Origin of the sequence: Streptomyces sp. NPDC005492 (assembly GCF_040605995.1) — a bacterium.
In the GTDB taxonomy this organism is placed as follows: Bacteria; Actinomycetota; Actinomycetes; order Streptomycetales; family Streptomycetaceae; genus Streptomyces.
The window spans coordinates 32,633-59,122 of the sequence record NZ_JBEXDX010000053.1 but is presented as its reverse complement, the minus strand read 5'-3'; the positions used below and the strand labels follow the sequence as shown (position 1 = coordinate 59,122).

The 26,490-nt window shown below is 70.3% G+C and carries 24 protein-coding genes and 1 pseudogene; 14 read left to right on the top strand and 11 right to left on the bottom strand.

The window, feature by feature from the left end; genetic code table 11:
- Positions 1 to 115 precede the first annotated feature (115 nt).
- Positions 116 to 478: pseudogene (locus ABZT04_RS40050) on the top strand (ABC transporter permease); the annotation flags it as partial.
- Positions 479 to 694: 216 nt separating this feature from the next.
- Complete coding sequence (locus ABZT04_RS40045) at positions 695 to 1,657, top strand: substrate-binding domain-containing protein (protein WP_356063985.1); 963 nt, start codon at positions 695 to 697, stop codon at positions 1,655 to 1,657.
- Positions 1,658 to 1,692: 35 nt separating this feature from the next.
- Here ABZT04_RS40045 and ABZT04_RS40040 read toward each other — a convergent pair whose 3' ends face one another.
- The 7 genes from ABZT04_RS40040 to ABZT04_RS40010 form a co-directional block, all read right to left on the bottom strand.
- Complete coding sequence (locus ABZT04_RS40040; RefSeq protein ID WP_356063976.1) at positions 1,693 to 2,094, bottom strand: rhodanese-like domain-containing protein; 402 nt, start codon at positions 2,092 to 2,094, stop codon at positions 1,693 to 1,695.
- Positions 2,091 to 2,630, bottom strand: coding sequence for a cysteine dioxygenase (locus tag ABZT04_RS40035; protein ID WP_356063974.1), 540 nt, complete (start codon positions 2,628 to 2,630; stop codon positions 2,091 to 2,093). Before ABZT04_RS40035 ends, ABZT04_RS40040 begins: the two co-directional genes overlap by 4 nt.
- A 239-nt stretch (positions 2,631 to 2,869) precedes the next feature.
- Entirely contained in the window at positions 2,870 to 4,465 is a 1,596-nt protein-coding gene (locus ABZT04_RS40030; protein ID WP_356063971.1) for an FAD-dependent monooxygenase, read from the bottom strand.
- Between the two features lie 175 nt (positions 4,466 to 4,640).
- Complete coding sequence (locus ABZT04_RS40025) at positions 4,641 to 5,546, bottom strand: amino acid ABC transporter permease (protein WP_356063968.1); 906 nt, start codon at positions 5,544 to 5,546, stop codon at positions 4,641 to 4,643.
- Positions 5,543 to 6,211, bottom strand: coding sequence for an amino acid ABC transporter permease (locus tag ABZT04_RS40020; protein WP_356063965.1), 669 nt, complete (start codon positions 6,209 to 6,211; stop codon positions 5,543 to 5,545). The genes ABZT04_RS40025 and ABZT04_RS40020 overlap by 4 nt, the downstream gene beginning before the upstream one ends.
- Before the next feature lie 51 nt (positions 6,212 to 6,262).
- On the bottom strand, positions 6,263 to 7,105 hold the full coding sequence (locus ABZT04_RS40015; protein ID WP_356063962.1) for a glutamate ABC transporter substrate-binding protein: 843 nt from the start codon (positions 7,103 to 7,105) through the stop codon (positions 6,263 to 6,265).
- Positions 7,106 to 7,257: 152 nt separating this feature from the next.
- Positions 7,258 to 8,034 carry an amino acid ABC transporter ATP-binding protein gene (locus ABZT04_RS40010; RefSeq protein ID WP_356063959.1) on the bottom strand — a complete coding sequence of 259 codons (777 nt, stop codon included), beginning with the start codon at positions 8,032 to 8,034 and terminating at the stop codon, positions 7,258 to 7,260.
- Positions 8,035 to 8,323: 289 nt separating this feature from the next.
- Here ABZT04_RS40010 and ABZT04_RS40005 point away from each other — a divergent pair, with 289 nt between their 5' ends.
- Positions 8,324 to 9,010 carry a response regulator transcription factor gene (locus tag ABZT04_RS40005; protein ID WP_355902298.1) on the top strand — a complete coding sequence of 229 codons (687 nt, stop codon included), beginning with the start codon at positions 8,324 to 8,326 and terminating at the stop codon, positions 9,008 to 9,010.
- Between the two features lie 9 nt (positions 9,011 to 9,019).
- A complete protein-coding gene (locus ABZT04_RS40000) occupies positions 9,020 to 10,432 on the top strand; it encodes a HAMP domain-containing sensor histidine kinase (RefSeq protein WP_356063956.1) in 1,413 nt (470 codons plus the stop codon).
- A 25-nt stretch (positions 10,433 to 10,457) separates the two neighbouring features.
- Here ABZT04_RS40000 and ABZT04_RS39995 read toward each other — a convergent pair whose 3' ends face one another.
- Positions 10,458 to 11,456 carry a TAXI family TRAP transporter solute-binding subunit gene (locus ABZT04_RS39995; protein WP_356063953.1) on the bottom strand — a complete coding sequence of 333 codons (999 nt, stop codon included), beginning with the start codon at positions 11,454 to 11,456 and terminating at the stop codon, positions 10,458 to 10,460.
- 88 nt (positions 11,457 to 11,544) lie between these two features.
- On the opposite strand from ABZT04_RS39995, the gene ABZT04_RS39990 reads away from it, so the two are divergent.
- The 3 genes from ABZT04_RS39990 to ABZT04_RS39980 all read left to right on the top strand — a co-directional run bounded on the left by ABZT04_RS39990 (position 11,545) and on the right by ABZT04_RS39980 (position 14,366).
- Positions 11,545 to 11,985, top strand: coding sequence for a MazG nucleotide pyrophosphohydrolase domain-containing protein (locus ABZT04_RS39990; protein ID WP_356063951.1), 441 nt, complete (start codon positions 11,545 to 11,547; stop codon positions 11,983 to 11,985).
- A 58-nt stretch (positions 11,986 to 12,043) separates the two neighbouring features.
- On the top strand, positions 12,044 to 13,561 hold the full coding sequence (gene miaB, locus ABZT04_RS39985) for a tRNA (N6-isopentenyl adenosine(37)-C2)-methylthiotransferase MiaB (RefSeq protein ID WP_356063948.1): 1,518 nt from the start codon (positions 12,044 to 12,046) through the stop codon (positions 13,559 to 13,561).
- Positions 13,562 to 13,643: 82 nt separating this feature from the next.
- On the top strand, positions 13,644 to 14,366 hold the full coding sequence (locus ABZT04_RS39980; protein ID WP_356063945.1) for a class III extradiol dioxygenase subunit B-like domain-containing protein: 723 nt from the start codon (positions 13,644 to 13,646) through the stop codon (positions 14,364 to 14,366).
- 123 nt (positions 14,367 to 14,489) lie between these two features.
- Here the strand turns inward: ABZT04_RS39980 and ABZT04_RS39975 are convergent, their stop codons facing one another.
- Positions 14,490 to 14,774: an antitoxin gene (locus ABZT04_RS39975; protein ID WP_356063942.1), complete on the bottom strand. Its 285-nt coding sequence runs from the start codon at positions 14,772 to 14,774 to the stop codon at positions 14,490 to 14,492.
- Between the two features lie 23 nt (positions 14,775 to 14,797).
- The gene (locus ABZT04_RS39970) at positions 14,798 to 15,067 is read right to left on the bottom strand and encodes a hypothetical protein (protein WP_356063940.1); all 270 of its coding nucleotides are present in this window, start codon (positions 15,065 to 15,067) and stop codon (positions 14,798 to 14,800) included.
- Between the two features lie 183 nt (positions 15,068 to 15,250).
- Here ABZT04_RS39970 and miaA point away from each other — a divergent pair, with 183 nt between their 5' ends.
- From miaA to hflX, 6 genes are all read left to right on the top strand, one after another.
- Positions 15,251 to 16,189 carry a tRNA (adenosine(37)-N6)-dimethylallyltransferase MiaA gene (gene miaA, locus ABZT04_RS39965; RefSeq protein WP_356063938.1) on the top strand — a complete coding sequence of 313 codons (939 nt, stop codon included), beginning with the start codon at positions 15,251 to 15,253 and terminating at the stop codon, positions 16,187 to 16,189.
- A gap of 108 nt (positions 16,190 to 16,297) precedes the next feature.
- On the top strand, positions 16,298 to 16,798 hold the full coding sequence (locus ABZT04_RS39960) for a hypothetical protein (protein WP_356063982.1): 501 nt from the start codon (positions 16,298 to 16,300) through the stop codon (positions 16,796 to 16,798).
- 46 nt (positions 16,799 to 16,844) lie between these two features.
- The gene (dapF, locus tag ABZT04_RS39955; protein WP_356063936.1) at positions 16,845 to 17,738 is read left to right on the top strand and encodes a diaminopimelate epimerase; all 894 of its coding nucleotides are present in this window, start codon (positions 16,845 to 16,847) and stop codon (positions 17,736 to 17,738) included.
- A 285-nt stretch (positions 17,739 to 18,023) separates the two neighbouring features.
- Positions 18,024 to 20,168 carry an HD domain-containing protein gene (locus ABZT04_RS39950; RefSeq protein WP_356063933.1) on the top strand — a complete coding sequence of 715 codons (2,145 nt, stop codon included), beginning with the start codon at positions 18,024 to 18,026 and terminating at the stop codon, positions 20,166 to 20,168.
- Positions 20,169 to 20,325: 157 nt separating this feature from the next.
- A complete protein-coding gene (locus tag ABZT04_RS39945; protein ID WP_356063931.1) occupies positions 20,326 to 21,831 on the top strand; it encodes a M1 family metallopeptidase in 1,506 nt (501 codons plus the stop codon).
- A gap of 133 nt (positions 21,832 to 21,964) precedes the next feature.
- Positions 21,965 to 23,458, top strand: a complete 1,494-nt coding sequence (gene hflX, locus ABZT04_RS39940; protein WP_356063929.1) for a GTPase HflX — start codon at positions 21,965 to 21,967, stop codon at positions 23,456 to 23,458.
- An 80-nt stretch (positions 23,459 to 23,538) separates the two neighbouring features.
- On the opposite strand, the gene ABZT04_RS39935 is transcribed toward hflX, so the two are convergent.
- On the bottom strand, positions 23,539 to 24,768 hold the full coding sequence (locus tag ABZT04_RS39935; RefSeq protein ID WP_356063927.1) for a hypothetical protein: 1,230 nt from the start codon (positions 24,766 to 24,768) through the stop codon (positions 23,539 to 23,541).
- A 364-nt stretch (positions 24,769 to 25,132) separates the two neighbouring features.
- Here ABZT04_RS39935 and ABZT04_RS39930 point away from each other — a divergent pair, with 364 nt between their 5' ends.
- Complete coding sequence (locus ABZT04_RS39930; RefSeq protein ID WP_356063980.1) at positions 25,133 to 26,485, top strand: aminotransferase class III-fold pyridoxal phosphate-dependent enzyme; 1,353 nt, start codon at positions 25,133 to 25,135, stop codon at positions 26,483 to 26,485.
- Positions 26,486 to 26,490 lie beyond the last annotated feature (5 nt).

Here is a 26,490-nt window from a genome sequence, read left to right as displayed (position 1 = left end):
GGCGGCGGGTCTTCCCGGGCGGCTCCGAGACCCCGGGGGCGTCGGTGACTGTCTTGACGCTCACTGCGGTTGACCTCCGAGGGCGGTGGCGACGACGGGAATTGTCAGACAGGCCCTAGTACTGGCCTTCACGGCCATCGCCGTGGTCAACACGCTCGCGATGTCGGTCGCCGAGCGGGTCCGGGAGTTCGCGTTGCTGCGCCTGGCCGGGGCGACCCGACGTCAGGTGCTGCGGATGCTGCGCACCGAGGCGCTGTCGGTGCTGTTCCTCGCCACGGTGCTCGGCAGGGGTATCGCCCTCGCCGTCCTGACCGCGTTCAGCGTCGGTATGACCGTCCGGGGCGCGCCGTCGGTCACCCCTCTCGTGTACCTCACGGTGGTCGCGGTGGCCGGGACTCTCGCTCTCGTCGCCACGGCGTTGCCGGGTCGAGTGGCGCTCCGGGTGCGGGCGGCGGCCGCGGTGACCGCCTGGCAGTAGGGGAGGAGGGAACTGGTGGACAACCCCGTCAGGAGTGCCTTTCTCGCAAACTCAGTGTGCGTTCCGTGAAGGGTTCGGATGTTTGGCGCGCGGGTATCTTCTGCTGCCGTCCCTCGGGTCTCCCCGCCTGCTGAGCCGCAGTCAGGCCTGCCCGAGTGCCTCCGGCCGCTTCGCCGACCGGTCCTCGTACGCCCTGAAAGGCGGCCAGCCTTGTCGTTGCCCCTGTCCGCGCGCCACCGGAGATCGCTGGTGGCCTCCCTGGTCGGCATCGGTCTCTTACTGAGCGGCTGCGGGCTGGAGTCCAGCGCCACGCCCGCCGACGACGGGCCCACCACCCTCGGGTTCGTCAACGGCGGGAGTACCGAGTTCCACACCTGTCTGCAGGAGTCGATCCAGAACACAGCCAAAAGCAACTTCGCGAAGCTCGTCACCGCCAACTCGCACCAGGACGCGGCTCAGGAGTTGTCCAACATCCAGAGCATGATCGACCGCCATGTCGACGCGATCATCGTGCAGACCGTCAGCACCACCGCGCTCAAGAGCGACATCGCCAAGGCAAAGAGCGCGCACATCCCGATCTTCCTGACCTCGGTCAGCGCCGACCCGTCCGACATCCTCGGGGCCGTGGTCGTCGACCTGAAGGCGGTGGGCAAACTGGACGCCGACTGGATCGAGGACGACGCCGCGGGGCGCGACGTACAGGTGGGTGTCATCGCGGGCGCGCCCGGTGCCGCCTCCGACCTGCTCGTCGGCGGTTTCACCCAGGGGCTGCCGGCGAACGCGAAGGTGGTCGCGAACCAGCCCGCCATGTTCGTCGCGGCGAAGGCGAAGATCGTCGCCGAAGCCATGATCAAGGCGCATCCCGATCTGGACTACGTCTTCGTCGCCAACGAGGAGATGGCGTTCGCCGCCCGTAAGCCGCTCGACGCGGGCGGCGGCAAGAAGGTCAGGATCGTGACGGTCAACGGCACCGACGCGGCACTCGCCGCCCTCAAGGACGGCCGTTTCGCCGCCACCGTCTCCAACTCCGCCAAGGACACCGGCGAACTGGCCGTCACCAACGCCATCAGCCTGCTCCGCAAGGAGAAGGTGAAGAAGATCGCCACCACGCCGGCCCGGCTGATCACCAGAGCCAACGCGGACACGGCCCCGCTCTACTGCCCCTCCGACGGGTCGTGAGCGGGGTCGGACCGGCACCGTCGTAGACACGGTGTCTAGGGGGTGACAGGCAGGCCCGCCGCTCTCCATGCCTGGAAGCCGCCGATCAGGTCCGTCGCGCGATGCAGGCCGAGTCGGTGCAGGGACGCGGCTGCCAGGCTGGACGCGTAGCCCTCGTCGCAGATCACCACGGCACGGAGGTCGTGGCCGGTGGCTTCGGGGGCGCGGTGGCTGCCTCGGGGGTCGAGGCGCCACTCCAGTTCGTTGCGCTCGACGACCAGGGCGCCGGGGACGAGCCCGTCGCGCTCACGCAGGGCCGCGTAGCGGATGTCGACCAGGAGAGCCTCGCCGGCCTGGGCCGCGTCGTACGCGGCCCGGGCCTCGATCCGTTCGTAGTCCGCGCGGACCCGCTCCAGCAACTCGTCTGTTCCGGGCGGCTGTTCGCGTACGGTGCTCACTGCCAGTCCGCCGGGCGCTCGACCTGCTCCAGGCGCAGCACCGGGCCGGTGCGGCTGTAGCGGCGGATCTGCGGCAGCGGCGGGTAGTACGCGTGGACGGAGACAGCGTGCTCCTCCAGGGACTCGTTGAGCACCTCGTGGACGTGGTGGTGGCCGAAGGCGCGGCCCTTGCCGGCCGGCAGGCGCCGCTCGCGGTCCACGCCCTCCTCCAGTTCGAGGGTCTTCCAGCCGTGGCTCGGGAGCCGGGCGGCGAGCGAGTTCTCCTTGAGCTCGCCGGCGGCGGTGAGGAAGGCGCCGACCGAGTCGGCGTGGTCGTGCCAGCCCGTGCCGCTGCCGGGCGGCCAGCCGATCAGCCAGGCCTCGCTGCCCCCGGGCCCTTCGAGCCGCACCCAGGTGCGGCCCTCGGGGTCGAGGGGGAGCGAGGCGATGAGCTCGGCGTCGGCCGCCGTACGCCGTACGAAGTCGAGCAGGTCCGCCTGCGTCGGCGCCTGGGCGGGCGCGGCGGAGGACACGGGGGCAGAGGGGGATACAGACACGTGCACCGTCCTGATGAGTGTTCGCGTGAACGCGCGCGGACCCACAGAAAGGGCGCGCGCGAGGGAGAGAGATGCGAATTCAGCAGAAGGTGTGACAGACGCAGCCCACGTAGCGGACGAGGTCCAGATGGACCTTCCGCCAGAGGTGGACAGATGTGTCGGTCATGATCCGGAGTACAGCACGGCGGTGCGGGCCGGTCAACACAGCGTCACTATGTGGACAGTTCGGTACGGAGGCCTCAGCGTGAGCCGGCCGTGGCCTCCGTCTTCGCCGGGCCGCCGAGGGTCGTCTCGGCCGCCGCGTACAGGTCGGCCGGGCGCACCCCGCTCAGCGCGGTGACCAGGTGCCCGTCGGGCCGTACGAGGAGGACGGTGTGGGCGGCGGCGCCCGGATAGCTCTCGGCGACCAACAGCTCGGCCGGGTGCGGCAGCGCCGTCACGGCGGCCGCCAGGCGGGGCATGATCCCGGCGGTCACCCAGTGTTTGCGCTCCCACACGCCCGTGCCCGGCGCGATCAGCACGACCAGCAGGGAGTCGTGCCCGAGCCGGTCCCGCAGCCGTACGACGGAGCCGTCCTCCGCCGTGACCCGGACATCGGCCACCGGCGAACCGGGCGGGGTGTCGACGGCGATCTCCGCCTCGATGTGCCGGGGCATGAGCGGTGAAGCGGCGTACGCCCCCGGCGCGCCGAGCGCTCCGCGCCCCAGGTGACCGTCCGTGAGCAGTACGTCATGGCCGCGGGTCGAGCCGGGCACGACCGAGCGCAGCCCGGCGCCGCCGCGCACCAGCGGCAGCGCCTGGTCGGCGGCGCGCAGCCGGGCCGCCACGACCGCCCGCCGCTCCGCCTGATAGCTGTCGAGCAGCGCCTCGTGCGGCCCGTGGTGCCAGGCGAACCCCAGCTTCCAGGCGAGGTTGTCGGCGTCCCGCAGCCCCTCGTCCAGCCCCTGCGTGCCGAGCGCCCCCAGCAGATGCGCCGCGTCCCCGGCGAGAAACACCCGCCCCGCCCGCCACCGGCGAGCGAGCCGGTGGTGCACGGTGTGCACTCCCGTGTCGAGCAGGTCGTACGGCGGTGTCGGGCCCCCGGTCCAGCCCGCGAGAGTCTCCCGGACGCGGGTCAGGAGCAGCTCGGGCGTGACCAGGTCCTTGCCCGGCGGCAGCAGCCAGTCCAGGCGCCACACACCGTCCGGGAGCGGGCGTCCGGTGACCTCCCCGGCCGAGGGTCCGGACGTCCGCCACGGCGGCATCCGATGCAACAACGCCTGGCCGGGCCACGGAAGTTCCGTGCGCAGCGCGGCCACGGCGTGTCGCTCCACCGCCGTGCGGCCGGGGAAGCGGATGTCCAGGAGTTTGCGCACGGTCGAGCGCGGGCCGTCGCAGCCGACCAGGTAACTCCCGCGCCACCAGGTGCCGTTGGGGCCGCGGGTGTGGGCGGTGACGCCCGAGGGCTCCTGTTCGACCGAGTCGAGACGGTTGTCCACGGCGATCTTCACCAGGCGCTCGCCCGCGAGGGCCCGGCGCAGAACACCGGTGAGCACGTGCTGGGCGATGTGCAGCGGGGCGGGCCCGGTCTCGTCGAAGGTGATCTCGCGCATCACCTGCTTGCGCCGCATCGACCGCCATCCGGCCCAGTGCGATCCGAGCTTGGCGAGCGGTACACCGGTCAGCCGCTCCATCAGCGCCGCGGTGTCCTCGCCCAGGACGACGGTGCGCGCGAGGCGTTGTTCGTCCTTGCCCGGACCCTCGTCGAGAAGGACGGAGGGCACCTCCTGCCGCGCCAGTGCCAGGGCGAGCGTGAGCCCCACGGGCCCCGCGCCGACGATGATCACCGGGTCCACGGTGCGGCGCCCCCTGCCCGTGACGGTGTCCTCCGGGACGCGGGTGAACAGGAAGGTGGAGCAAGGTGCACGATCACAGAACGTATGCAACCTATTGCCGGTGCTTGCGTCAAGTGACGGAGGCAGTGGCGATCATGCCACTGCCTCCGTGCCGTTCATGCCACTTGACCGATCATCAGCCCCCGCCGCCACCGGCTCCGAAGCCTGTCGCCACCGCCGAGGGGTTGAGCTCCACGGAGTCGTCGGCACCGAGGACCGCGCCCGTGCTCTTCTTGCTGCGCCGCAGCCGGCCCTCCAGCCAGCTCGCGAAGGTGGTGAGGGCGAGGTTCAGCACGATGTAGATGGCCCCTACGACGATGAAACTTGCCACGACATTGGCGTAGTTGGCCGCCAGCGTGCTGCGCGCGTTGAGCAACTCGGTGAAGCCCAGCATCACGCCGCCCAGCGCGGTGTCCTTCACGATGACCACGAGCTGGCTGACGATGGCCGGCAGCATGGCGGTGACGGACTGCGGGAGCAGGATGCTCGTCATCGTCTGGCCCTTGCGCAGGCCGATCGCGTACGCGGCCTCCGTCTGCCCCTTGGGAAGGGACAGGATGCCGGCCCGCACGATCTCGGCGAGCACCGAGGCGTTGTAGAGCACCAGGCCGGTGACGACGGCGTACAGCGGCCGTTCCTCGCTGCCGATGCTCGTCGAGCGGACGTAGAACTCGTTCGCGAACAGCATCAGCAGCAGGACCGGGATCGACCGGAAGAACTCGACCACCACGCCGGCCGGGACGCGCACCCAGCGGTGGTCGGACATCCGGGCGATGCCGAAGAACGCGCCCAGGGGGAGGGCGATCACCATGGAGAGCCCGGCGGCCTTCAGGGTGTCGCCGAGGCCCGGCAGCAGATACGTCGTCCAGGCGTCCGACGTGGTGAACGGCTGCCACAGGGACCACTTCAACTGGCCCTTGTCGTCCATCGTCCGCCAGATCCACCACAGGAACAGGGCGAGCACGGCGAAGAAGACGACGGAGAGGAGCAGGTTGCGCCGCTTGGCGCTGGGGCCCGGCGCGTCGTAGAGCACGGAGGTCATCGCTTCACCGCCAGTCGCTTGCCGACCCAGCCCAGGATGAGGCCGGTGGGCAGGGTCAGTACCACGAAGCCGAACGCGAAGACCACGCCGATGGCGACCGTCTGGGCCTCGTTCTCGATCATCGTCTTCATCAGGCTGGCCGCCTCGGCGACACCGATCGCGGCCGCCACGGTGGTGTTCTTGGTCAGGGCGATCAGTACGTTGGCCAGCGGTCCGATGACCGCGCGGAACGCCTGCGGAAGGATGACGATCCGCAGCACCTGGCTGAAGCTCAGTCCGATGGCGCGGGCCGCCTCGGCCTGTCCGACGGGCACGGTGTTGATGCCGGAGCGCACCGCCTCGCAGACGAAGGCCGCGTGGTAGGCGATGAGCCCCAGCAGTGCCAGCCGGAAACCCTGCACCTTGAAGTCGTCGGACGCGCCCATCGTCACACCGAAGATGTCGGCGAGGCCGAGTGAGGTGAAGACGATGATGACCGTCAGGGGGATGTTCCGGACGGTGTTCACGTAGAAGGTGGCGAACCCTCGCATCAGAGGGACCGGGCTGACCCGCATCGCGGCCAGCAGGGTGCCCCAGACCAGGGAGCCAAGGGCGGAGATGGCGGCCAGTTTCACCGTCATCCAGAACGCCCCTAGGACGTCATAACCTTGAAGAAAGTCGAACACGATCTCCCGCGCTTCCGGGTATGGGGCCTGCCTTACCGGTGTTTTCTTCGGTTACTTGACGATGTTGCCGATCTTCGGGGCGGGCTCGTTCTTGTAGTTCGCCGGGCCGAAGTTCTTGGTGACCGCCGTCTGCCAGGCACCGCTGCTGACCATCTTCTCCAGCGCGGTGTTGATCTTGTTGACGGTCGCGGAGTCGCCCTTCTTGACGCCGATGCCGTAGTTCTCGTTGCTGAGCTTGAGGCCGGCGAGCTTGAACTGGCCCTTGAACTTGTCCTGCGCCGCGAAGCCCGCGAGGATCGAGTCGTCGGTGGTCACCGCGTCGACGGCACCGCTCTGCAGGGCGGCGATGCACTCCGAGTAGCCCGAGTTCTCCCGCAGGTTGGCCTTCGGGGCGATCTTGTCCTTGATGTTCTGCGCCGACGTGGAGCCGGTCACGGAGCAGAGGTTCTTGCCGTTGAGGTCCGTGGCCTTGGCGATGGTCGAGTTCTTCTTGACGAGCAGGTCCTGGTGGGCCAGCAGGTAGGGGCCGGCGAAGTCGACCTTCTGCTTGCGCTCGTCGTTGATCGAGTAGGTGGCCGCGATGAACTTGACGTCGCCGCGCGCCAGCGCGTTCTCACGGTCGGCGCTCTTGGTCTCGACCCACTCGATCTGGCTGGGCTTGTAGCCGAGCTGCCCGGCCACATAGGTCGCCACGTCCACGTCGAAGCCGGCGTAGGTCCCGTCCGGCTGCTTCAGGCCGAGGCCCGGCTGGTCGAATTTGATGCCGATCTTGATCTTGCCGCCGCCACCGGAGCCCGAACCGGAGTCGTTGCCGTCGCTGCTCCCGCAGGCCGTCGCGGCGAGCGAGAGGACGAGAGCGGTGGTCGCGAAGGCGGTGACCTTACGGAGCTTCATGATGAACATCCTTTGGCTGGTGAGGAGATGAGGGCCCGTCAGGGCGTGTGACGGGGGCCCTGAGGGCGTGCGAGGCCCTCAGCGGCAGTCGGCGGCCGCCCCGTCGTCCGCGGGCCGCCAGTGGCTGGCTGATCGCTGTTCGTCGCTGTTCGTCAGTGGTGAAGGATCTTCGACAGGAAGTCCTTGGCCCGATCGCTGCGCGGGTTGCTGAAGAACTGGTCCGGCACAGCTTCTTCGACGATGCGGCCGTCGGCCATGAACACCACTCGGTTGGCAGCCGAACGAGCGAAGCCCATCTCATGGGTGACGACGATCATCGTCATCCCGTCGCGGGCGAGCTGCTGCATGACCTCCAGGACCTCGTTGATCATCTCCGGGTCGAGGGCCGAGGTCGGCTCGTCGAAGAGCATCACCTTGGGGTCCATGGCCAGCGCCCGCGCGATCGCGACGCGCTGCTGCTGGCCGCCGGACAACTGGGCCGGGTACTTGTCCGCCTGGGTGGCCACGCCGACCCGGTCGAGCAGCGCCCGGGCCTTGTCCTCGGCCTGCTTCCGCTCGACCTTGCGGACCTTCATCTGGCCCAGCATCACGTTCTCCAGCACGGTCTTGTGCGCGAAGAGGTTGAAGGACTGGAAGACCATCCCGACATCGGCGCGCAGCCGGGCCAGCTCCCTGCCCTCCTGGGGCAGCGGCTTTCCGTCGATGGCGATCGCGCCCGAATCGATCGTCTCCAGGCGGTTGATGGTGCGGCACAGGGTGGACTTTCCGGATCCGGAAGGCCCGATCACCACGACGACCTCGCCGCGGGCGATCGTCAGATCGATGTCCTGGAGTACGTGCAACGCGCCGAAGTGCTTGTTGACGCTCTTCAGGACGACGAGTTCGCCGGTCGCGGCCACATCTTCCTTGGCCACCGATACTTCGGTCATCGCTTGCTGGCTCCGTCCTCGTCGGTTGCGGAGGACAGTAGTGAGGCCGTACGACCAGCGTCATCACATCTGAGCGAGATCTGAGCATCACGATCCGATAGCAATCGGACACGTGTCGTAGCAGTTTGTCGGAGTGACGCGTACCGGCTGGATAACGGAAGCTCCGCGCAACCGGAACCCGCTTGACGGCGTCTTCGTCCATCAGCGTGACTGCCTGGGTGCACGCGCGCGTGAGACGTGCTTTTGTACAGGCCGAGACCATACGAACGATGAACCGGAGGGGGCCGGGATGAGACTGCTCCTCGTCGAGGACGACAACCATGTCGCCGCCGCTCTGTCCGCGGTCCTGGCGCGGCACGGATTCGAGGTCACCCATGCCCGCAGCGGCGAGGAGGCCCTCCAGGCGCTCGTTCCCGAAAGCGACGGCTTCGGTGTCGTCCTCCTCGACCTGGGCCTGCCCGACCAGGACGGCTACGAGGTCTGCGGCAAGATCCGCAAGCGCACCAGCACCCCGGTGATCATGGTCACCGCCCGCTCCGACGTGCGCTCCCGCATCCACGGCCTCAACCTCGGAGCCGACGACTACGTGGTGAAGCCCTACGACACCGGCGAGTTGCTCGCCCGTATCCACGCCGTCAGCCGGCGCAGCGTCCACGAGGACGCGAGCGGGGGCGGCGACACCGCGCTGCGCCTGGGCCCGGTCCGCATCGAACTGCCCACCCGCCAGGTCAGCGTGGACGGTTCGGTCGTCCAACTGACCCGCAAGGAGTTCGATCTGCTCGCGCTGCTCGCCCAGCGTCCCGGGGTGGTCTTCCGGCGGGAGCAGATCATCAGCGAGGTGTGGCGCACCAGTTGGGAGGGCACGGGACGCACCCTGGAGGTGCATGTCGCGTCCCTGCGCGCCAAGCTGCGGATGCCCGCCCTGATCGAGACCGTACGAGGCGTCGGCTACCGGCTCGTCGCTCCGGCCTCGTAGCCTCCACCCGTGCGTACACGTCTCCTTCCGCTGCTCATCGTCCTGATGGCGGCCGTCCTGCTCGCGCTGGGCGTCCCGCTCGCCATCAGCGTCGCCGCCGCCCAGCAGCAGAAGGTGATCGTCGACCGTATCGACGACACCGCGCGGTTCGCGGCCCTCGCCCAGTTCGTCACCGACGCCCCCACCGGATCGCGTCCCTCCGACACGGCCCCGGACGAACGCCAGGAGACCCTGGACCGCGAACTCGCCAGCTATTACGAGGTCTACGGCATCCGCGCGGGTGTCTTCTACCGCACCGACACCTCCATGGCCAACGCGCCGGACGACTTCCTGCTGCCCAAGACCGGCGAGGTGCGCGAGGCGTTCGCCGAGGCACTGCTCAGCCGCCGCAGTCACGACCCGGAGCAGGTCTGGCCCTGGCAGCGCAACCACCTGGTCGTCGCCTCGCCGGTCATCCGGGACGGCGACGTCATCGCGGTCGTGGTCACCGACTCGCCCACCGGGCCGATGCGCTCACGGATCCTGCGCGGCTGGCTGACCATCGGCGCCGGCGAGATCGGCGCGATGCTGCTGGCGGTCGGCGCGGCCCTACGGCTGACCGGTTGGGTCCTGCGACCCGTACGGGTGCTCGACGCCACCACCCACGACATCGCCACCGGGCGCCTCAAGTCCCGGGTCGCGGCCGCCGGCGGTCCGCCGGAACTTCAGCGCCTGGCCCGCTCGTTCAACGAAATGGCGGACAACGTCGAGGACGTGCTGGAGCAGCAGCGCGCCTTCGTCGCCGACGCCTCGCACCAACTGCGCAACCCGCTCTCGGCGCTGCTGCTGCGTATCGAACTGCTCGCGCTCGAACTGCCGGAGGACAATGACGAGATCGCCTCGGTCCGCACGGAGGGCAAACGCCTGACCCAGGTCCTGGACGACCTGCTCGACCTGGCCCTGGCCGAGCATGCGGACGCGGACCTCAGGATCACCGACATCGGCGCGCTGACCGCCGAGCGCGTCGCGGCCTGGGCACCGACCGCCGAGGCCAAGGGCGTGCGCCTGGTGGGCAGTTGCCCGCCCACCACGGCCTGGGCCGATCCGATCACGCTGTCCAGCGCCCTGGACGCCGTGATCGACAACGCGGTGAAGTTCACGCCCGAGGACGAGTGCGTCGAGGTGACGGTCGCGTCGAACGGCGAGACTTCGACCGTCGTCGTCACCGACCACGGGCCGGGCCTCACCGAGGAGGAACTCGCCCGGGTCGGCGACCGCTTCTGGCGCAGCGGCCGCCACCAGAACATCAAGGGCTCCGGCCTCGGCCTGTCCATCTCCCAGGTCCTGCTGGCCGCGGGCGGCGGCTCCCTCACGTACGACCACCACGAGCCGCACGGCCTCAAGGTGACCATGTCGGTGCCCAGGAGCGGGCCCACGGCCTGAGGGGCCGTCAACGACCCTGGTGGGCCTACGGCTTGACGGAGCGGTAGTAGCGCCGGGCGCCCTCCTGCAGGGCCAGGGGGTCGGTGTAGATCGCCGTGCGCAGGTCCACCAACTGCGCGGAGTGGACGCGCTTGCCGATGCCGTCACGGCTCTTGATCACGACCTTGGTGACCCACTCCGTGAGCCTGGCGTCCATGTCCTTGCGGGTCATCAGCAGGTTGGACACGGCGATGGTCGGGACGGTGGCCCCCCGTTGGATGTCGGGGTAGGCCGACTCCGGCATGTTGGTGGCACGGTAGTAGCGGGTGACGTCGCCCTGCTCGTGCATCTTGGCCACGAGGTCCGCCCCGATCGGCACGAACTGGAACGCGTAGTGCTCGGCGAGGTCCTTCAGGCCGTCCGTCGGCAGCCCGCCCGACCAGAAGAAGGCGTCGATCTTGCCCCGCTTGAGCAGGTCCGGTCCGGTGTCGATACCGGCCGCCACCGGCTCGATGGCCTTCTTCGGGTCGATGCCGGCCGCCGCGAGCACCCGGTCGGCGATCAGCCGCACACCCGAGCGGTCCGGCCCTATGGCCACCCGCTTGCCCCGCAGGTCGGCGACCGAGTCGATGTCCGAGCCGCGCGGCACGATGAGTTGGACGTAGTCGTCGTACAGCCGCGCGACCCCGCGCAGCCCCGCGGCACCGGGCTTGCCGTCCGTCTCGTACGTCCCGACCGCGTCGGCCGCGGCGATGGTGAAGTCGGCGTGGCCGGTCGCCACGCGCGCGACGTTCTCCTGCGACCCGTCGCTGTTCACCAGCTTCACCTTGAGACCCGGCATGTCCTTGTCCAACTCGGCCCGCAGGAGCGAGCCGTACTTCTGGTAGACGCCGAGCGGTGTCCCGGTGCTGAAGGTGATCGTCCCGGTCGGCGGCTCGTCGCCCAAGGGCATCAGCCACCACACCAGCAGCCCGAGCACGACGAAGCCGGCGGCCGCGCCCTGCAGGGCCCGGCGCCTGCCGATACGGGAGAACAGCTTGAGCATGCGCGCGATCCTGCCAGCCCGTACGCGGTGCTGACCAGGGCCGGGCTCGCGGGCCCGGGGTGTCAGTGGCGGCCGTTAGGGTCGTGGCATGAGTTCCTCGCCCGCCGACCTGGTCCGCGAATTCCACCTCGCCTTCGGGCTGGACGCCCGCGGAACACCCACCGAGATCGCCCCCGACCTGGCCGCCCACCGGGGCGAACTACTCGCCGAGGAGGCCGCGGAGGTCGCCGAGGTCTCGGTCACCGGCCCCCTCGACCGGCTCGCGCACGAACTGGCCGACGTCGTCTACGTCGCGTACGGCACGGCTCTCGTCCACGGCATCGACCTCGACGCGGTGATCGCCGAGATCCACCGCTCCAACATGACCAAGATCGGCCCGGACGGCGAGATCACCCGCAGGGCCGACGGCAAGGTCCTCAAGGGCGAGCACTACGAGATGCCGGACGTGGCGGGGGTACTGCGCAAGCAGGGCTGGGGCGCCGACAGCCATGACCGGCCCACCGGAACTCCGCATTCCGAAGTGAGCTGAGCCATGGCGGTTCCCAGCCGCAGAAAGAGCCACTCCCGGCACCGCCTACCCTTGTGACATGAGCAGCGGTGACCGGAGCGGGGCAGTGGACGTCAAAACGTACGAAGTGCGCACCTACGGGTGCCAGATGAACGTCCACGATTCCGAGCGGCTCTCCGGTCTCCTGGAGGGCGCCGGTTATGTGCGCGCGCCCGAGGGCTCGGACGGTGACGCGGACGTCGTCGTCTTCAACACCTGCGCCGTGCGCGAGAACGCCGACAACCGGCTCTACGGCAACCTCGGGCGCCTCGCCCCGATGAAGACGAAGCGCCCCGGGATGCAGATCGCCGTCGGTGGCTGCCTCGCCCAGAAGGACCGCGACACCATCGTGAAGAAGGCGCCGTGGGTGGACGTCGTCTTCGGCACGCACAACATCGGCAAACTGCCGGTCCTGCTGGAACGCGCACGCGTGCAGGAAGAGGCGCAGGTCGAGATCGCGGAGTCCCTGGAGGCCTTCCCCTCGACGCTGCCGACCCGGCGCGAGAGCGCCTACGCGGCGTGGGTGTCGATCTCCGTCGGCTGCAACAACACGTGCACCTTCTGCATCGTTCCGGCGCTGCGCGGCAAGGAGAAGGACCGCCGGACCGGCGACATCCTCGCCGAGATCGAGGCCCTCGTTGGCGAGGGCGTCTCCGAGATCACACTGCTCGGCCAGAACGTCAACGCATACGGCTCCGACATCGGCGACCGCGAGGCCTTCAGCAAGCTGCTGCGCGCCTGCGGCTCGATCGAGGGCCTGGAGCGCGTCCGCTTCACGTCCCCGCACCCGCGCGACTTCACCGACGACGTCATCGCCGCGATGGCCGAGACGCCGAACGTCATGCCGCAGTTGCACATGCCGATACAGTCCGGCTCCGACCCGATCCTCAAGGCCATGCGCCGGTCCTACCGCCAGGAGCGCTACCTGGGGATCATCGAGAAGGTCCGCGCGGCCATCCCACACGCCGCCATCACCACCGACATCATCGTGGGCTTCCCCGGGGAGACCGAGGAGGACTTCGAGCAGACGATGCACGCGGTCCGGGAGGCACGCTTCGCGCAAGCGTTTACGTTCCAGTACTCCAAGCGGCCCGGCACCCCGGCCGCGACCATGGAGAACCAGATCCCCAAGGAGGTCGTCCAGGCACGCTACGAGCGTCTGGTGGCCCTCCAGGAGGAGATCTCCTGGGACGAGAACAAGAAGCAGGTCGGCCGCACCCTGGAGCTGATGGTCGCCGAGGGCGAGGGCCGCAAGGACGGTGCCACCCACCGACTCTCCGGACGCGCGCCCGACAACCGCCTGGTCCACTTCACCAAGCCGGACCAGGAGGTCCGCCCCGGTGACGTGGTCACGGTCGAGATCACCTACGCCGCCCCGCACCACCTCCTCGCCGAGGGCCCCACCCTGAACGTGCGCCGCACGCGCGCGGGCGACGCCTGGGAGAAGCGGAACGCGGCCGAGGCCGCCAAGCCGGCCGGCGTGATGCTGGGCCTGCCGAAGATCGGCGTGCCCGCGCCGCTGCCGGTCGCCACGGCGAGCGGCTGCGGCTGCGGCTGAGGCCGCGACCCGCTGAGCGGCGCCGACGAGTCCGCGGGCGCGGCCCTGTGGACCGTCTGAGCGCCTTGTTAGTGTTCCGGCCATGCTCGTAGCCGCCGCCGTCTGCCCCTGCCCCCCGATCCTCGTCCCCGCTGTCGCCGCCGGTGCCGCGCCCGAGCTGGCCGCCGCGCGGGCCGCGTGCAGCGATGCCCTGGGGGTGCTCGCCGCCGCCCGGCCCGACCGCCTGGTGGTCGTCGGGCCCGCCGAGCGGAGCGGGCGCGGACCGCACCCCGAGGGCACCCGGGGTTCGTTCCGCGGCTACGGAGTGGATCTCGACGTACGGCTGGGCAAGGACGGCGCGGACAGTGCCACGGCGTCGGAGCGCGAGCTTCCGCCGTCGCTCGCCGTCGCCGCGTGGCTGCTGGAGCGGACCGCGTGGTCCGACGCCCCGATCGAGGGGCTCGGTGTGGGGGAACCTCTTGAGGCCGAGCGGTGTATGGAAGTCGGCAGGGGCATCGTCGCGCAGGCAGAGCGGGTCGCGCTGCTGGTGATGGGCGACGGCAGCGCGTGCCGGACGCTGAAGGCACCCGGCTATCTCGACGAGCGGGCGGCACCCTTCGACGCGGAGGTCGCGCGTGCGCTGGGGGCGGCGGACGTGGCGGCCCTCACAGCGCTGGACGCCGAGCTGGCGTACGAACTGAAGGCCTCCGGCCGCGCCGCCTGGCAGGTCCTCGCGGGCGCGGCGGAGGGCGCGAACCTCGGGGGCGCGCTGCTGTTCGAGGACGCGCCGTACGGGGTCGGGTACATGGTCGCGAGCTGGTCGTAGGCGCGGGCGCGCAGGACGGGGTGAGGTGCCCTGCGTGCACGGCATCCGCCCGACCCCGAAACGGCGGACGGCCGGGGAGCTGTACGCTCCGCGGCCGTCCGCCGATCGATGTGCCGGTGCCGTTCAGGAAGCCGGCGGGGGTGACTCGGGCGGCGGTGTGCGCGTGCCGCCGTCCGCCGGTCCGGTGCTCCCCGGGTCGCCCTTGTGCGCGATTCGGTCCATGGCGTCCTTGGCCTTGCCCGTACCCGACTGGATCTTGTCGCTGTACTTGCCCTTGGTCTTCTCGTCGACCATTTTCGCGGCCTTCTCCAAGCCGCTCTCGATCTTGCCTCCGTGCTGCTGAGCGAGGCCCGAGACCTTGTCCTTCGCCGGGGCGAGTTTGGCCTTCAAACCGTCCATCAGACCCATGGTTCACCTTTCACGCGGGGTAGTTACGTGCGGGCGCCTTCGCCGGCCTCGCTGTCGGCGGCCTTGTCGGCGGACTGCTGCTTGGGGATCCCGACGCCGTCCGCGGCCTCGTCGGCCTCCGTAGCCGTCGTCTCCGCCGAGTCGTCAACCCCCGCCTTCGCTCCGGTCTCCGCCGCCTCGTCCGCCGCTTCACCCGCCATGGGCTCGGCCGGCTGCGTGTCGGCCTGCGTTTCGGCGGTGGCCGCCTCCTCCGTAGCCTTCGACCTCCGAAGAAGCCGGTCAAAAACGCCCATATCCACTCCATACGTTACTCATGCGGGCGAAATCCCGCGTAGCCCGGTGCGTCCGTTTGCGTCGTCCGGGTCACCGCCTCCAGAAATCGGCGGCGGGACATCTCGCAACGGGCAACGACCTCATGAGCGTGCTGTCACGTAACTCGTTCGAGGCGAGGGGCTGACGTTTGCGAGACTGGGACCGTGAGCAGCGCACCCCCCACCCCCCGAGTCATCGCCGTCGTCGGACCGACCGCGGCCGGAAAGTCCGATCTGGGCGTCTTCCTGGCCCAGCGTCTGGGGGGCGAGGTCGTCAACTCCGACTCCATGCAGCTCTACCGAGGGATGGACATCGGCACCGCCAAGCTGACGCCGGAGGAACGCGGCGGCATCCCGCACCACCTCCTGGACATCTGGGACGTGACGGTCACGGCGTCCGTCGCCGAGTACCAGCGGCTCGCCCGCGAGCGCATCGACGCACTGCTCGCCGAAGGACGCTGGCCGATCCTGGTCGGCGGCTCCGGGCTGTATGTGCGCGGGGCGGTCGACAACCTGGAGTTCCCGGGCACCGACCCCGAGGTCCGGGCCCGCCTGGAGGAGGAGCTGGCACTGCGCGGCTCAGGAGCCCTGCATGCCCGCCTGGCCGCCGCCGACCCCGAGGCCGCGCACGCGATCCTGCCCAGCAACGGCCGCCGTATCGTCCGGGCCCTGGAGGTCATCGAGATCACCGGCAAGCCCTTCACCGCCAACCTCCCCGGTCACGACTCGGTCTACGACACCGTCCAGATCGGCGTCGACGTGGCGCGTCCCGAACTCGACGAGCGCATCGCGCGCCGGGTCGACCGGATGTGGAGCGCGGGACTCGTGGACGAGGTGCGGGCGCTGGAGGCGCGCGGCCTGCGCGAGGGGGTCACGGCGTCCCGTGCGCTGGGCTATCAGCAGGTGCTCGCGGCGCTCGCGGGGGAGTGCACGGAACAGGAGGCGCGCGCGGAGACCGTGCGTGCCACCAAGCGCTTCGCGCGCCGCCAGGATTCGTGGTTCAGGCGCGATCCCCGGGTGCACTGGTTGAGTGGGGCTGCGGCGGATCTCACAGAACTTCCGCACCTGGCACTGGCGTTGGTCGAACGACCGGTCACAGCCTGATCACGTCATGGCATCGGGACGCTCCGGCCGCGGTTCCGGCCTTCGGGGGCGTGCCATCATCGAGCTTCGATCGACCAAGTGGAGTCCGAGTTGGGAGGGCGCGTGGCGATGGAGGCCGGCCCTCGCGACACCGCAGAAGGCATCGAGCAGGTCACCACGGACCGTGGCGAACCGGAAGAGGGCGACGGCCTACTGAGCCCGGACGGCCCGGACGAGATCCAGGGCGGTGTGACCGCCGACGGTCCCGGGCCCGACGAGATGTTCGCCGGACCCGAGGTCGAGGTCGAGTTGCGCCCGCAGCGCCGTCTGCGCATCTGGCAGCTCGCCCCCATCGTGGCGCTGGCCGCGGTCGGCTCCCTGATGTTCGCCTTCCCGCTCGCCTTCGACTTCGGCGACAGCGGGGCCGTGGTCGCCATGCTCGGCCTGCTCATCTGCTCCTGCGCGGCCGGCTGGGGCATGACGGCCGCCCGTCGCGTCGGCTACACCTGGCCCGGCTTCCCGCAGCGCGGCTCGGGGCGCGGCCTGGACTGGCGGGTCGTCGTCGCCTACTCCCTGGTGGTGGGCGTGGTCGTGGTCCTCGCCGTGTGGCGTGTGGCGCGGTTGCGCTAGTCACCGTGATCGCCGGGCTGTCATAGCCACCCCGTACGATCGAGGAATGAGCACGCGGATCGCCTTCCTCAAGGGACACGGCACCGAGAACGACTTCGTGATCGTCCCGGACCCCGAGAACGTCATCGGCCTCTCTCCGGCCGCCGTGGCCGCCCTGTGCGACCGCCGCGCGGGCATCGGCGGTGACGGACTGCTGCACGTCGTACGGTCCGCCGCACACCCCGAGGCGCGGGACATGGCGGGCGAGGCGGAGTGGTTCATGGACTACCGCAACGGCGACGGCTCGGTCTCCGAGATGTGCGGCAACGGAGTGCGTGTGTTCGCGCGCTATCTCCAGCGCGCCGGACATGTGGCCGCAGGAGACCTCGCGGTCGCCACGCGCGGGGGAGTCAAGACCGTCCACATCGCCAAGACCGCATCCATCAGCGGCTCCGCCGCGGGCGACATCACCGTCGGCATGGGCAAGGCGCGTCTCCCCGAAGGGGAGGTCACGGTCCGCGTCGGCGGACGTAGCTGGCCCGCGCGGAACGTGAACATGGGCAACCCGCACGCGGTCGCCTTCGTCGACGACCTCGCGCACGCCGGCGACCTGTACTCCCCGCCGCCCTTCAGCCCGGCCACCGCCTACCCGGACGGGGTGAACGTGGAGTTCGTGGTCGACCGCGGCCCCCGGCACGTCGCGCTGCGCGTGCACGAGCGCGGCGCCGGCGAGACCCGCTCGTGCGGCACGGGCGCGTGCGCGGTCGCCGTGGCCGCGGCCCGGCGGGACGGCGCCGACCCGGCCGTCACCGGCACGCACACGACGTACACCGTCGACGTGCCCGGTGGAACGCTGGTGATCACCGAGCGGCCCGACGGACAGATCGAGATGACCGGTCCCGCGGTGATCGTCGCCGAGGGCGAGATCGACACCGCATGGCTGGAAAACGCCATCCGCTGAACGAGTGATGTGCAGTACTGGCCGCTCCGGACACCTCGATCCGCAGTCTCCGGTGTCCGGCGCTGCTGGAAACCACGGCTGATCCCGTATGGGGTGGCGCAAAACCGTAAACCTCCCGACCTTCGCTCGAATGGGTGATCCGTTTCACGCTCGGCGAGAGGCGGTCAGTCGCACGTGGTGGGCTCGGTAGCATCAAGCACCGGCCCGGACGGGGGATCGTCACCATCCCCTGAGCCGAGTACGCCATGGGGCACCCGTCCGCCGGTCAAGCAGCCGGAGGTGCCCATGAGTGCGGAGGCCACGAACCCTGCGAGCCCAGGCCCTGTGATCAACACAGTGCCCCGCAGGAAGGCCCGCCCCAGGATCGACCTGCGCCGGCTCGGCCGAGCCGCCCTGCTCGGCCCGGCCGCCCGCGACCGGCTGCCCGACGCCATCGGCCATGTCGCCGAGGCGCACCGCGCCCACTATCCGGACGCCGACCTCGAACCACTGCGCCGCGCCTGGGTCCTGGCCGAGTCCTCCCACCGCGGCCAGATGCGCAAGAGCGGTGAGCCGTACATCACACACCCCCTCGCCGTGACCCTGATCCTCGCCGAACTCGGCGCCGAGACCACGACGTTGACAGCCTCCCTGCTCCACGACACCGTCGAGGACACGGAGGTGACACTCGATCAGGTCGGCGAGGAGTTCGGCGCCGAGGTGCGCTATCTGGTCGACGGCGTCACGAAGTTGGAGAAGGTCGACTACGGAGCCGCCGCCGAGCCGGAGACGTTCCGCAAGATGCTCGTCGCCACCGGCAGCGACGTCCGGGTGATGTCGATCAAACTCGCCGACCGGCTGCACAACATGCGCACCCTGGGCGTGATGCGCCCCGAGAAACAGGCCCGCATCGCCAAGGTCACCCGGGACGTCCTCATCCCGCTCGCCGAACGCCTCGGTGTCCAGGCCCTCAAGACCGAACTGGAGGACCTGGTCTTCGCGATCCTCCACCCCGAGGAGTACGACCACACGCGCGAGTTGATCGTCGACAACGCCTCCCGCGCGGACGACCCGCTCGCCGAGGTCAGCGACGAGGTGCGCACCGTCCTGCGCGACGCCGACATCCAGGCCGAAGTCCTCATCCGGCCACGGCACTTCGTCTCGGTGCACCGCGTCGCCCGCAAGCGCGGCAGGCTGCGCGGCGCCGACTTCGGCCGCCTCCTGGTGCTGGTGAACGAGGACGCGGACTGTTACGGCGTCCTCGGCGAACTGCACACCTGCCTGAAGCCCGTCGTCTCGGAGTTCAAGGACTTCATCGCCGTACCCAAGTTCAACCTGTACCAGTCGCTGCACACCGCCGTCGCCCACACGGACGGCCAGGTCGTCGAAGTCCTCATCCGCACCCACCAGATGCACAAGGTCGCCGAGGCCGGCGTCATCGCGCTCGGCAATCCCTACGCTCCTCCTTCGGAGGAGCAGCAGACCGCGCACGACGGGGAGCGCGCCGACCCCACCCGGCCCGGCTGGCTCTCCCGGCTCCTCGACTGGCAGGAGGGCGCGCCCGACCCGGACACCTTCTGGTCGACGCTCCGCGAGGACCTCGCCCAGGACCGCGAGATCACCGTGTTCCGGCCCGACGGCGGCACCCTGGGCCTGCCCGACGGCGCGACCTGTGTGGACGCCGCGTACGCGCAGTACGGCGAGGACGCCCACGCCTGCATCGGCGCCCGCGTCAACGGCCGCCTGGCGACCCTCAGCACGGTCCTGAAGGACGGCGACACCGTCCAGCTCCTCATGGGCCAGGACCCGGCCTCCGAGCCCTCCAGGGAGTGGCTGGAGCACGCGCACACACCCGCAGCCCGCATCGCCATCCAGCGGTGGATCGCGGCCCACCCGGGACGCGGCGACGAAGAGGCCGCCGCAGCGGACGAGGAGGCGCAGAGCGTCCGATCGGCGCCCCCCGCCTCCGAGGACACCCCGGACACGGCCGCCGAGAGCCCCGCCGCGCCCGTCGTGGACCAGCCCGGCGCGACCGTACGGCTCGCCGGCTGCTGTACGCCCGTACCGCCCGACGAGGTCACCGGGTTCTCGGTGCGCGGCGGGGTCGTGACCGTCCACCGCGTGGAGTGCGCCGCCGTGGCGCAGATGAAGAGCGTGGGGCGCGCGGAGGTCGGTGTGCGCTGGGGCGACACCACCGAGTGCCGGGTCACGCTGGTAGCCGAATCGTTCGGCCGCCCGCATCTGCTCGCCGATCTCACCGAGGCGATCGCCCTGGAGGGCGCGGAAATCGTCTCGGCGACCGTCGAACCCCCGAGCCAGCAGCGCGTCCGCCACACCTACACACTCCAACTCCCGGACGCCGCCCACCTCCTGACCCTCATGCGAGCGATGCGCAATGTGCCGGGCGTCTACGACGTGACCCGCGCCCAGCACCACACGACGGCCTTCTGAGCCCCGCGCCGGGCCGCGCCTACCGGCCCGCCGGGGCACGCGCCCGCTCGCGCGCCCCGGTGCGCGCGGAGCCCCGTAGACCGCCGGAAGACCCCGTTCGAGTGGGCCGGGCGCGAGTCGTCGCCGTGCGGCACGCGCGCGCTGGTAGCGGTGGTCCATGCTGCTCACCCTCCGCACCGCGACCCCTGGGGCCGGTAACAGGACCCCCCGAAGGCTGAAGGCGGCCCTGCTCGCCTCCGCCGTGTCCGTCTGCCTCGTCGCCGCGAGCGCTCCGCCCGCGCCCCTGGGCATCGGTGACCGACTCTTCCCCGACCTGGGCAACCCGGGCTACGACGTGGCGTCGTACGACCTCTCCTTCACCTATCCCGGCACCAACAGCAAGCCGCTCCAGGCCGTCACCACCATCGACGCCTGGACGACCGAGAGGCTGGACCGGATCAACCTCGACTTCGCGCACGGCACCGTGGACTCGGTCGAGGTCGACGGGCGGCCGGCCACCTTCACGAGCGCCGGCGAGGACCTGGTCGTCACCCCGAAGGAGCCGCTTTCCGAGGGCAGTTGGACGCGGATCACCGTGCGGCACACCAGCGACCCCGTGTCCGCCAAGGGGCAGGACGGCGGCTGGGTGCGCACCAAGGACGGGCTCGCCATGGCCAACCAGGCTGACGCCGCGCATCTGGTGTTCCCCTGCAACGACCATCCCTCCGACAAGGCGATGTTCACCATCCGGGTCACCGCGCCCAACGCCTACACCGCCGTCGCCAACGGACTGCCGACCGGCGTCGAGAAGGACGGCGGGAACACCACCTGGACGTACCGCACCCAGCACCCCATGGCCACCGAGCTCGCCCAGGTGTCCATCGGCCGCTCCGCCGTACTGCACCGCACCGGACCGCACGACCTGCCGATGCGCGACGTCGTCCCCGCCCAGGACGTCCAGAAGCTCGAACCGTGGCTCAAGAAGACCCCCGACCAGATCGCCTGGATGGAGAGCAAGGTCGGCCGGTACCCCTTCGAGACATACGGGCTGCTCATGGCCGACGCGTCCACGGGCTTCGAACTAGAGACGCAGACGATCTCTCTCTTCGAGAGAGATCTCTTCACCGAGCCCGGCTACCCCAAGTGGTACGTCGAGTCGATCATGGTGCACGAGCTGTCCCACCAGTGGTTCGGCGACAGCGTCAGCCCCCGCGCCTGGTCCGACCTGTGGCTCAACGAAGGACACGCCACCTGGTACGAGGAGCTGTACGCCCAGGAGAAGGCCCACAGGCCCATGGAGACGCGCATGAAGGCCGCCTACGGCGCCTCCGACGGCTGGCGCGCCGCCGGCGGACCGCCCGCGCTCCCCAAGGCACCCGCGCCCGGCCAGAAGATCGGCATCTTCCGCCCGAACGTCTACGACGGCGCCGCCCTCGTCCTCTACGCGCTGCGCCAGGAGATCGGCCGCCCGGCCTTCGAACGCCTGGAACGGACCTGGGTCAGCCTCCACCACGACGGCACGGCCACCACGGCGGACTTCGAGGACCTCGCCTCCGAGATCTCCGGCCGCGACCTCAGCGACTTCTTCAAGGCCTGGCTCTACGGCGAGAAGACCCCGCCGATGCCGGGCCACCCGGACTGGACCTCGCAGCAGCCCACGCCGCCGCGGAAGCCCGCGAAATAAGGCGGTGACGTGGCGATCCGTGCCGTGCGACCATCGTCGGGTCGGCGGCGCGGTCCACCGGGAATCTCCGGAGGCCCTCGCACGTTATGACCTTTGCAGCACTCTCATCGAAGCTCATCGACGTAAGGATCCAATGACCTCCTCTTCTTCCCCTTCCCAGGACACTGAGCGCCTCGCGCACGCCTACCCCGAAGGTCTTCGGGCCGATGCCCTGATGGAAGAGGACGTCGCCTGGAGCCACGAGATCGACGGAGACCGGGACGGCGACCAGTTCGACCGCTCCGAGCGCGCGGCCCTGCGCCGTGTGGCGGGCCTCTCCACCGAGCTCGAGGACGTCACCGAGGTCGAGTACCGACAGCTCCGCCTGGAGCGCGTCGTACTCGTCGGCGTCTGGACCACGGGAACGGTCCAGGACGCGGACAACTCCCTCGCCGAGCTGGCCGCCCTCGCGGAGACCGCGGGCGCCCTGGTGCTCGACGGTGTCGTCCAGCGCCGCGACAAGCCGGACGCGGCCACCTACATCGGCTCCGGCAAGGCCAACGAACTGCGGGACATCGTCCTGGAGACCGGCGCCGACACGGTCATCTGCGACGGTGAGCTGAGCCCGGGCCAGTTGATCCACCTGGAAGACGTCGTCAAGGTCAAGGTCATCGACCGTACGGCCCTGATCCTCGACATCTTCGCCCAGCACGCCAAGTCCCGAGAGGGCAAGGCACAGGTCGCGCTCGCGCAGATGCAGTACATGCTGCCGAGGCTCCGCGGCTGGGGTCAGTCGCTGTCCCGTCAGATGGGCGGCGGCTCGGGCGGCGGCCTCGCCACCCGTGGTCCCGGTGAGACCAAGATCGAGACGGACCGGCGTCGTATCCGCGAGAAGATGGCGAAGATGCGCCGGGAGATCGCGGACATGAAGACCGGCCGTGACATCAAGCGCCAGGAGCGCCGTCGCCACAAGGTGCCCTCGGTCGCGATCGCCGGTTACACCAACGCCGGCAAGTCGTCCCTGCTCAACCGCCTCACGGGCGCGGGCGTCCTGGTCGAGAACGCGCTGTTCGCGACCCTCGACCCGACCGTGCGCCGGGCCGAGACCCCGGGCGGACGGCTGTACACGCTGGTCGACACCGTCGGCTTCGTCCGGCACCTGCCGCACCACCTGGTCGAGGCCTTCCGCTCCACGATGGAGGAGGTCGGCGACGCCGACCTGATCCTGCACGTGGTCGACGGTTCGCACCCGGTCCCGGAGGAGCAACTGGCCGCCGTACGCGAGGTGATCCGGGATGTCGGCGCCACCAAGGTGCCCGAGATCGTCGTGATCAACAAGGCGGACGCGGCCGACCCGCTGACCCTCCAGCGGCTGATGCGGAACGAGAAGCGCTCCATCGCCGTCTCGGCCCGCACCGGCCAGGGCATCGACGAGCTGCTCGCGCTCATCGACAACGAACTGCCGCGCCCCTCGGTCGAGATCGAGGCCCTCGTGCCGTACACCCACGGCCAACTGGTCGCCCGCGCCCACTCCGAGGGCGAGGTGATCTCCGAGGAGCACACCCCGGAGGGCACCCAGCTCAAGGCGCGGGTGCATGAGGAACTGGCGGCGGATCTCGCGCCGTACGTCCCGGCACAGCTGGCCTGACCGGTCGTAGCACAACCGAAGGCCCGCACCCTGAGACGACAGGGAGCGGGCCTTCGGCGTGCCGTGGTCGGCGACCGTGCCTACTGGTCGGCGAACTTTTTGCTGACCGAGTCGTACACGCCCTTGGCCACATCACCCAGCCGCGGACCCGCCAGCCAGCCCGAAGTCACCGGCCCTATCGAGGTGTTGGACACCAGTGACGGCTTGCCGTCCGAGCCCGTCTCGACCCAGCCGCCACCGGACGAACCGCCGGTCATGCTGCAGCCGATGCGGTACATCGTCGGGTCCGAGGCACTGATCGACAGCCGCCCCGGCCTGCCCGCGCACTGGTACAGCGTCGAGCCGTCGTACGGCTTCGCCGCCGGGTAGCCGGTCGCCGTGATGCTCGACACCTTCGGCACGGCCGGCGCGTCGAAGTTCACCGGCAGTGCCGAACCGACCGTCTCCTCAAGGGACTTGCCCCCGTTGCCCTTCTCGGGCGTCACATGGATCACCGCGTAGTCGTACGACGAACCCTGCCCGCCCGTCTCGCCGCCCTGGTCGATCCACTGCTGCGAGGTCTGCGCCCAGTCGGCCCACCACACACCGTACGGAGCGACCTGGTCCCGGCCGGCGGTCTCCAACTGCGCTGTCGTCATACCCGCGTTGTTGTACGACGGCACGAACGCGGTGTTGCGGTACCAGCCGCCCTTCTTGCCCGCGTGCACGCAATGGCCCGCCGTCCACACGAGGTTGGACTTGCCCGGGTGCGCCGGGTCCTCCACGACCGTCGCCGAGCAGACCATCGTGCCCTCGGGGGAGTCGAAGAACACCTTGCCCGCCGTCGCCGCGTTGGCGTGGTACGTAGGCGACACGGCCTTCGCGTCCACCACCGCGGGCGTCGGGTCGGTCACGCCCTGGTCACCGGAGATGTCGTTGGTGTCGACACCCTTGTCCGGGTCGTCGGCGCCCCGCATCCGGCCGGAACTCCACAGCCCCTTGATGATCGGGTTGATGTAGTCGTCGGCCTCGCGCAGCCAGTCGTCCCTGTTCCAGTTCTTCCAGGCGCCGTTCTTCCACTTGTCGATGTCGATCCCGTGCTCTTTGAGCTTGTTCCTGATGTCGTCCGGGATCTTGATCTTGCCGTCGCCGGTGGCAACGCTGGTCGCGGACGCGGTGGCCTGGCCGTCCGCCTTGGTGTCACCGGAGCCGCAGGCGGTCGCGGTGAGCGCCAGCGCCGAGGCGAGGGCAACCGCGGTCAGCGCAGAGGACGTTCCGCGACGCGCGCCGCTCCCTCGATGCGCGGTGAAGGACGGCCGTATCGATCGCATGGTCTTTTACTCCCCCTGGTGAACGGACGGTGCGCCACGGCTGTGATCTCAGCCGGAACTCATGGTGGGTTCACGCTGAACTCACGGCCTTCAGGAACGGCATCACACACTATGCGCTCGCTGTGGGGGACTTCCCACGGAACGGCAACGGTTCCGTCACGGCAAGGATCTTGAACCAACCCGTAACCCCTTGGGCGGTACGGAGGTTGGCAGCGACGGGGGTCTGTCGTCGGTGCGCGGTCCCCTGCGCTCGTGGCGACGCGAGATCTCAACTCGCCTGTGGACAGCTCGCTTTCGGAGGCGGGAGGGACGGAGAGCCGTGGCCGAGTCTGCGTTCGGGGGATGTGGACCCGCCGGGGTCGCGGTGGGCGAAGCACGCGGGGCACAGGAGGGGATTCTCCGGCGCCAGACCGCGCGCGAGCCGGCGGCCCGGACCTACGCACGCGCCCTTCCCGTCGTGCCGGTGCGGGCCCGCGGCCTGACCATCGAGGGCGCGGACGGCCGCCGCTACCTGGACTGCCTCTCGGGCGCCGGGACGCTGGCGCTCGGGCACAACCACCCCGTGGTCCTGGAGGCGATCCGCGGTGTCCTCGACTCGGGCGCCCCGCTGCACGCCCTCGACCTCGCCACTCCCGTCAAGGACGCCTTCGTCACCGAGCTGTTCCGCACGCTGCCGCCCGCACTCGCCGAGCACGCGCGCGTGCGGTTCTGCGGACCGGCCGCCACCGACGCGGTCGAGACCGCCTTCCGACTGGTCCGGGCCGCGACCGGGCGCACCGGAATCCTCGCCGTCAGCGGCGCGCTCGAAGCCTCCGGTGGGGCTTGCGGCCCCCGCCTTCCCCACCCTCGGGACCACCGCTGCCCGTTCGGCGTCGGCGGCCCGCATGGCGCCGAACTCGCCGCCCGCTGGAGCGAATCCGCCCTCGACGACCCCGAGTCCGGTCTGCCGGGCCCCGCCGGACTGATCCTCGAACCCGTCCAATGGGACGGCGGAGTGATCCCCGCCCCCGACGACTGGGTGCGGCGCATCCGCCGGCTCACCGCCGACCGCTCCATCCCGTTGATCGCCGACGAGGTCCAGACGGGCGTCGGCCGAACCGGCGCCTTCTGGGCGGTCGAACACAGCGGAGTCACCCCCGACGTGATGGTCCTCTCCAACGCCATCGGCGGCAGCCTGCCCCTGTCGGTCGTCGTCCACCGCGACGACCTCGACCTCTGCCGACCCGGCCCCCACACAGGTCCGTTCCGCGGCAACCAACTCGCCATGGCCGCCGGCACGGCGACTCTCTCCTACGTCCGCGAGAACGGCCTCGCTGGACGCGCGGCCGCACTCGGGGCGCGGATGCTCGCCCAACTTCGGGGACTGACCGATGAGTTCACGTGTGTGGGGGATGTGCGGGGGCGGGGGTTGATGATCGGGGTCGAGTTCGTTGGTGAGGACGCGGGCGGGTGCGGGGCGGACCCGGCCTCGCTGTTGCGACCTGTGGACCGTCCCGGTCCTGCCGCTTCCGAACTCGCCGCCGCGGCCCAACAGGAGTGCCTTCGCCGCGGCCTCATCGTCGAGCTCGGCGGCCGCCACGCGAGCGTCGTACGCCTCCTCCCACCGCTCACGATCACCGACGGGCAGGCGACAGCGGTACTCGACCGCTTGTCCGACGCGGTGGAAGCCGTGGCGCGCGGCCAGACCGACCGCGACACCGCGCGAACCGGCCACTGACCTGT

Bases quoted from the DNA above. Each gene is read 5' to 3' on its own strand.
- miaB (WP_356063948.1), top strand. From the start codon at position 12,044: ATGAGCAGCGGTGACCGGAGCGGGGCAGTGGACGTCAAAACGTACGAA.
- ABZT04_RS39995 (WP_356063953.1), bottom strand. From the start codon at position 11,456: ATGCTCAAGCTGTTCTCCCGTATCGGCAGGCGCCGGGCCCTGCAGGGC.
- ABZT04_RS39950 (WP_356063933.1), top strand. From the start codon at position 18,024: ATGAGTGCGGAGGCCACGAACCCTGCGAGCCCAGGCCCTGTGATCAAC.
- ABZT04_RS39970 (WP_356063940.1), bottom strand. From the start codon at position 15,067: ATGGGCGTTTTTGACCGGCTTCTTCGGAGGTCGAAGGCTACGGAGGAG.
- ABZT04_RS39990 (WP_356063951.1), top strand. From the start codon at position 11,545: ATGAGTTCCTCGCCCGCCGACCTGGTCCGCGAATTCCACCTCGCCTTC.
- ABZT04_RS39980 (WP_356063945.1), top strand. From the start codon at position 13,644: ATGCTCGTAGCCGCCGCCGTCTGCCCCTGCCCCCCGATCCTCGTCCCC.
- hflX (WP_356063929.1), top strand. From the start codon at position 21,965: ATGACCTCCTCTTCTTCCCCTTCCCAGGACACTGAGCGCCTCGCGCAC.
- ABZT04_RS40015 (WP_356063962.1), bottom strand. From the start codon at position 7,105: ATGAAGCTCCGTAAGGTCACCGCCTTCGCGACCACCGCTCTCGTCCTC.
- ABZT04_RS40025 (WP_356063968.1), bottom strand. From the start codon at position 5,546: ATGACCTCCGTGCTCTACGACGCGCCGGGCCCCAGCGCCAAGCGGCGC.
- ABZT04_RS39960 (WP_356063982.1), top strand. From the start codon at position 16,298: ATGGAGGCCGGCCCTCGCGACACCGCAGAAGGCATCGAGCAGGTCACC.
- ABZT04_RS40010 (WP_356063959.1), bottom strand. From the start codon at position 8,034: ATGACCGAAGTATCGGTGGCCAAGGAAGATGTGGCCGCGACCGGCGAA.
- ABZT04_RS39945 (WP_356063931.1), top strand. From the start codon at position 20,326: ATGCTGCTCACCCTCCGCACCGCGACCCCTGGGGCCGGTAACAGGACC.
- ABZT04_RS40005 (WP_355902298.1), top strand. From the start codon at position 8,324: ATGAGACTGCTCCTCGTCGAGGACGACAACCATGTCGCCGCCGCTCTG.
- dapF (WP_356063936.1), top strand. From the start codon at position 16,845: ATGAGCACGCGGATCGCCTTCCTCAAGGGACACGGCACCGAGAACGAC.
- ABZT04_RS39975 (WP_356063942.1), bottom strand. From the start codon at position 14,774: ATGGGTCTGATGGACGGTTTGAAGGCCAAACTCGCCCCGGCGAAGGAC.
- ABZT04_RS39935 (WP_356063927.1), bottom strand. From the start codon at position 24,768: ATGCGATCGATACGGCCGTCCTTCACCGCGCATCGAGGGAGCGGCGCG.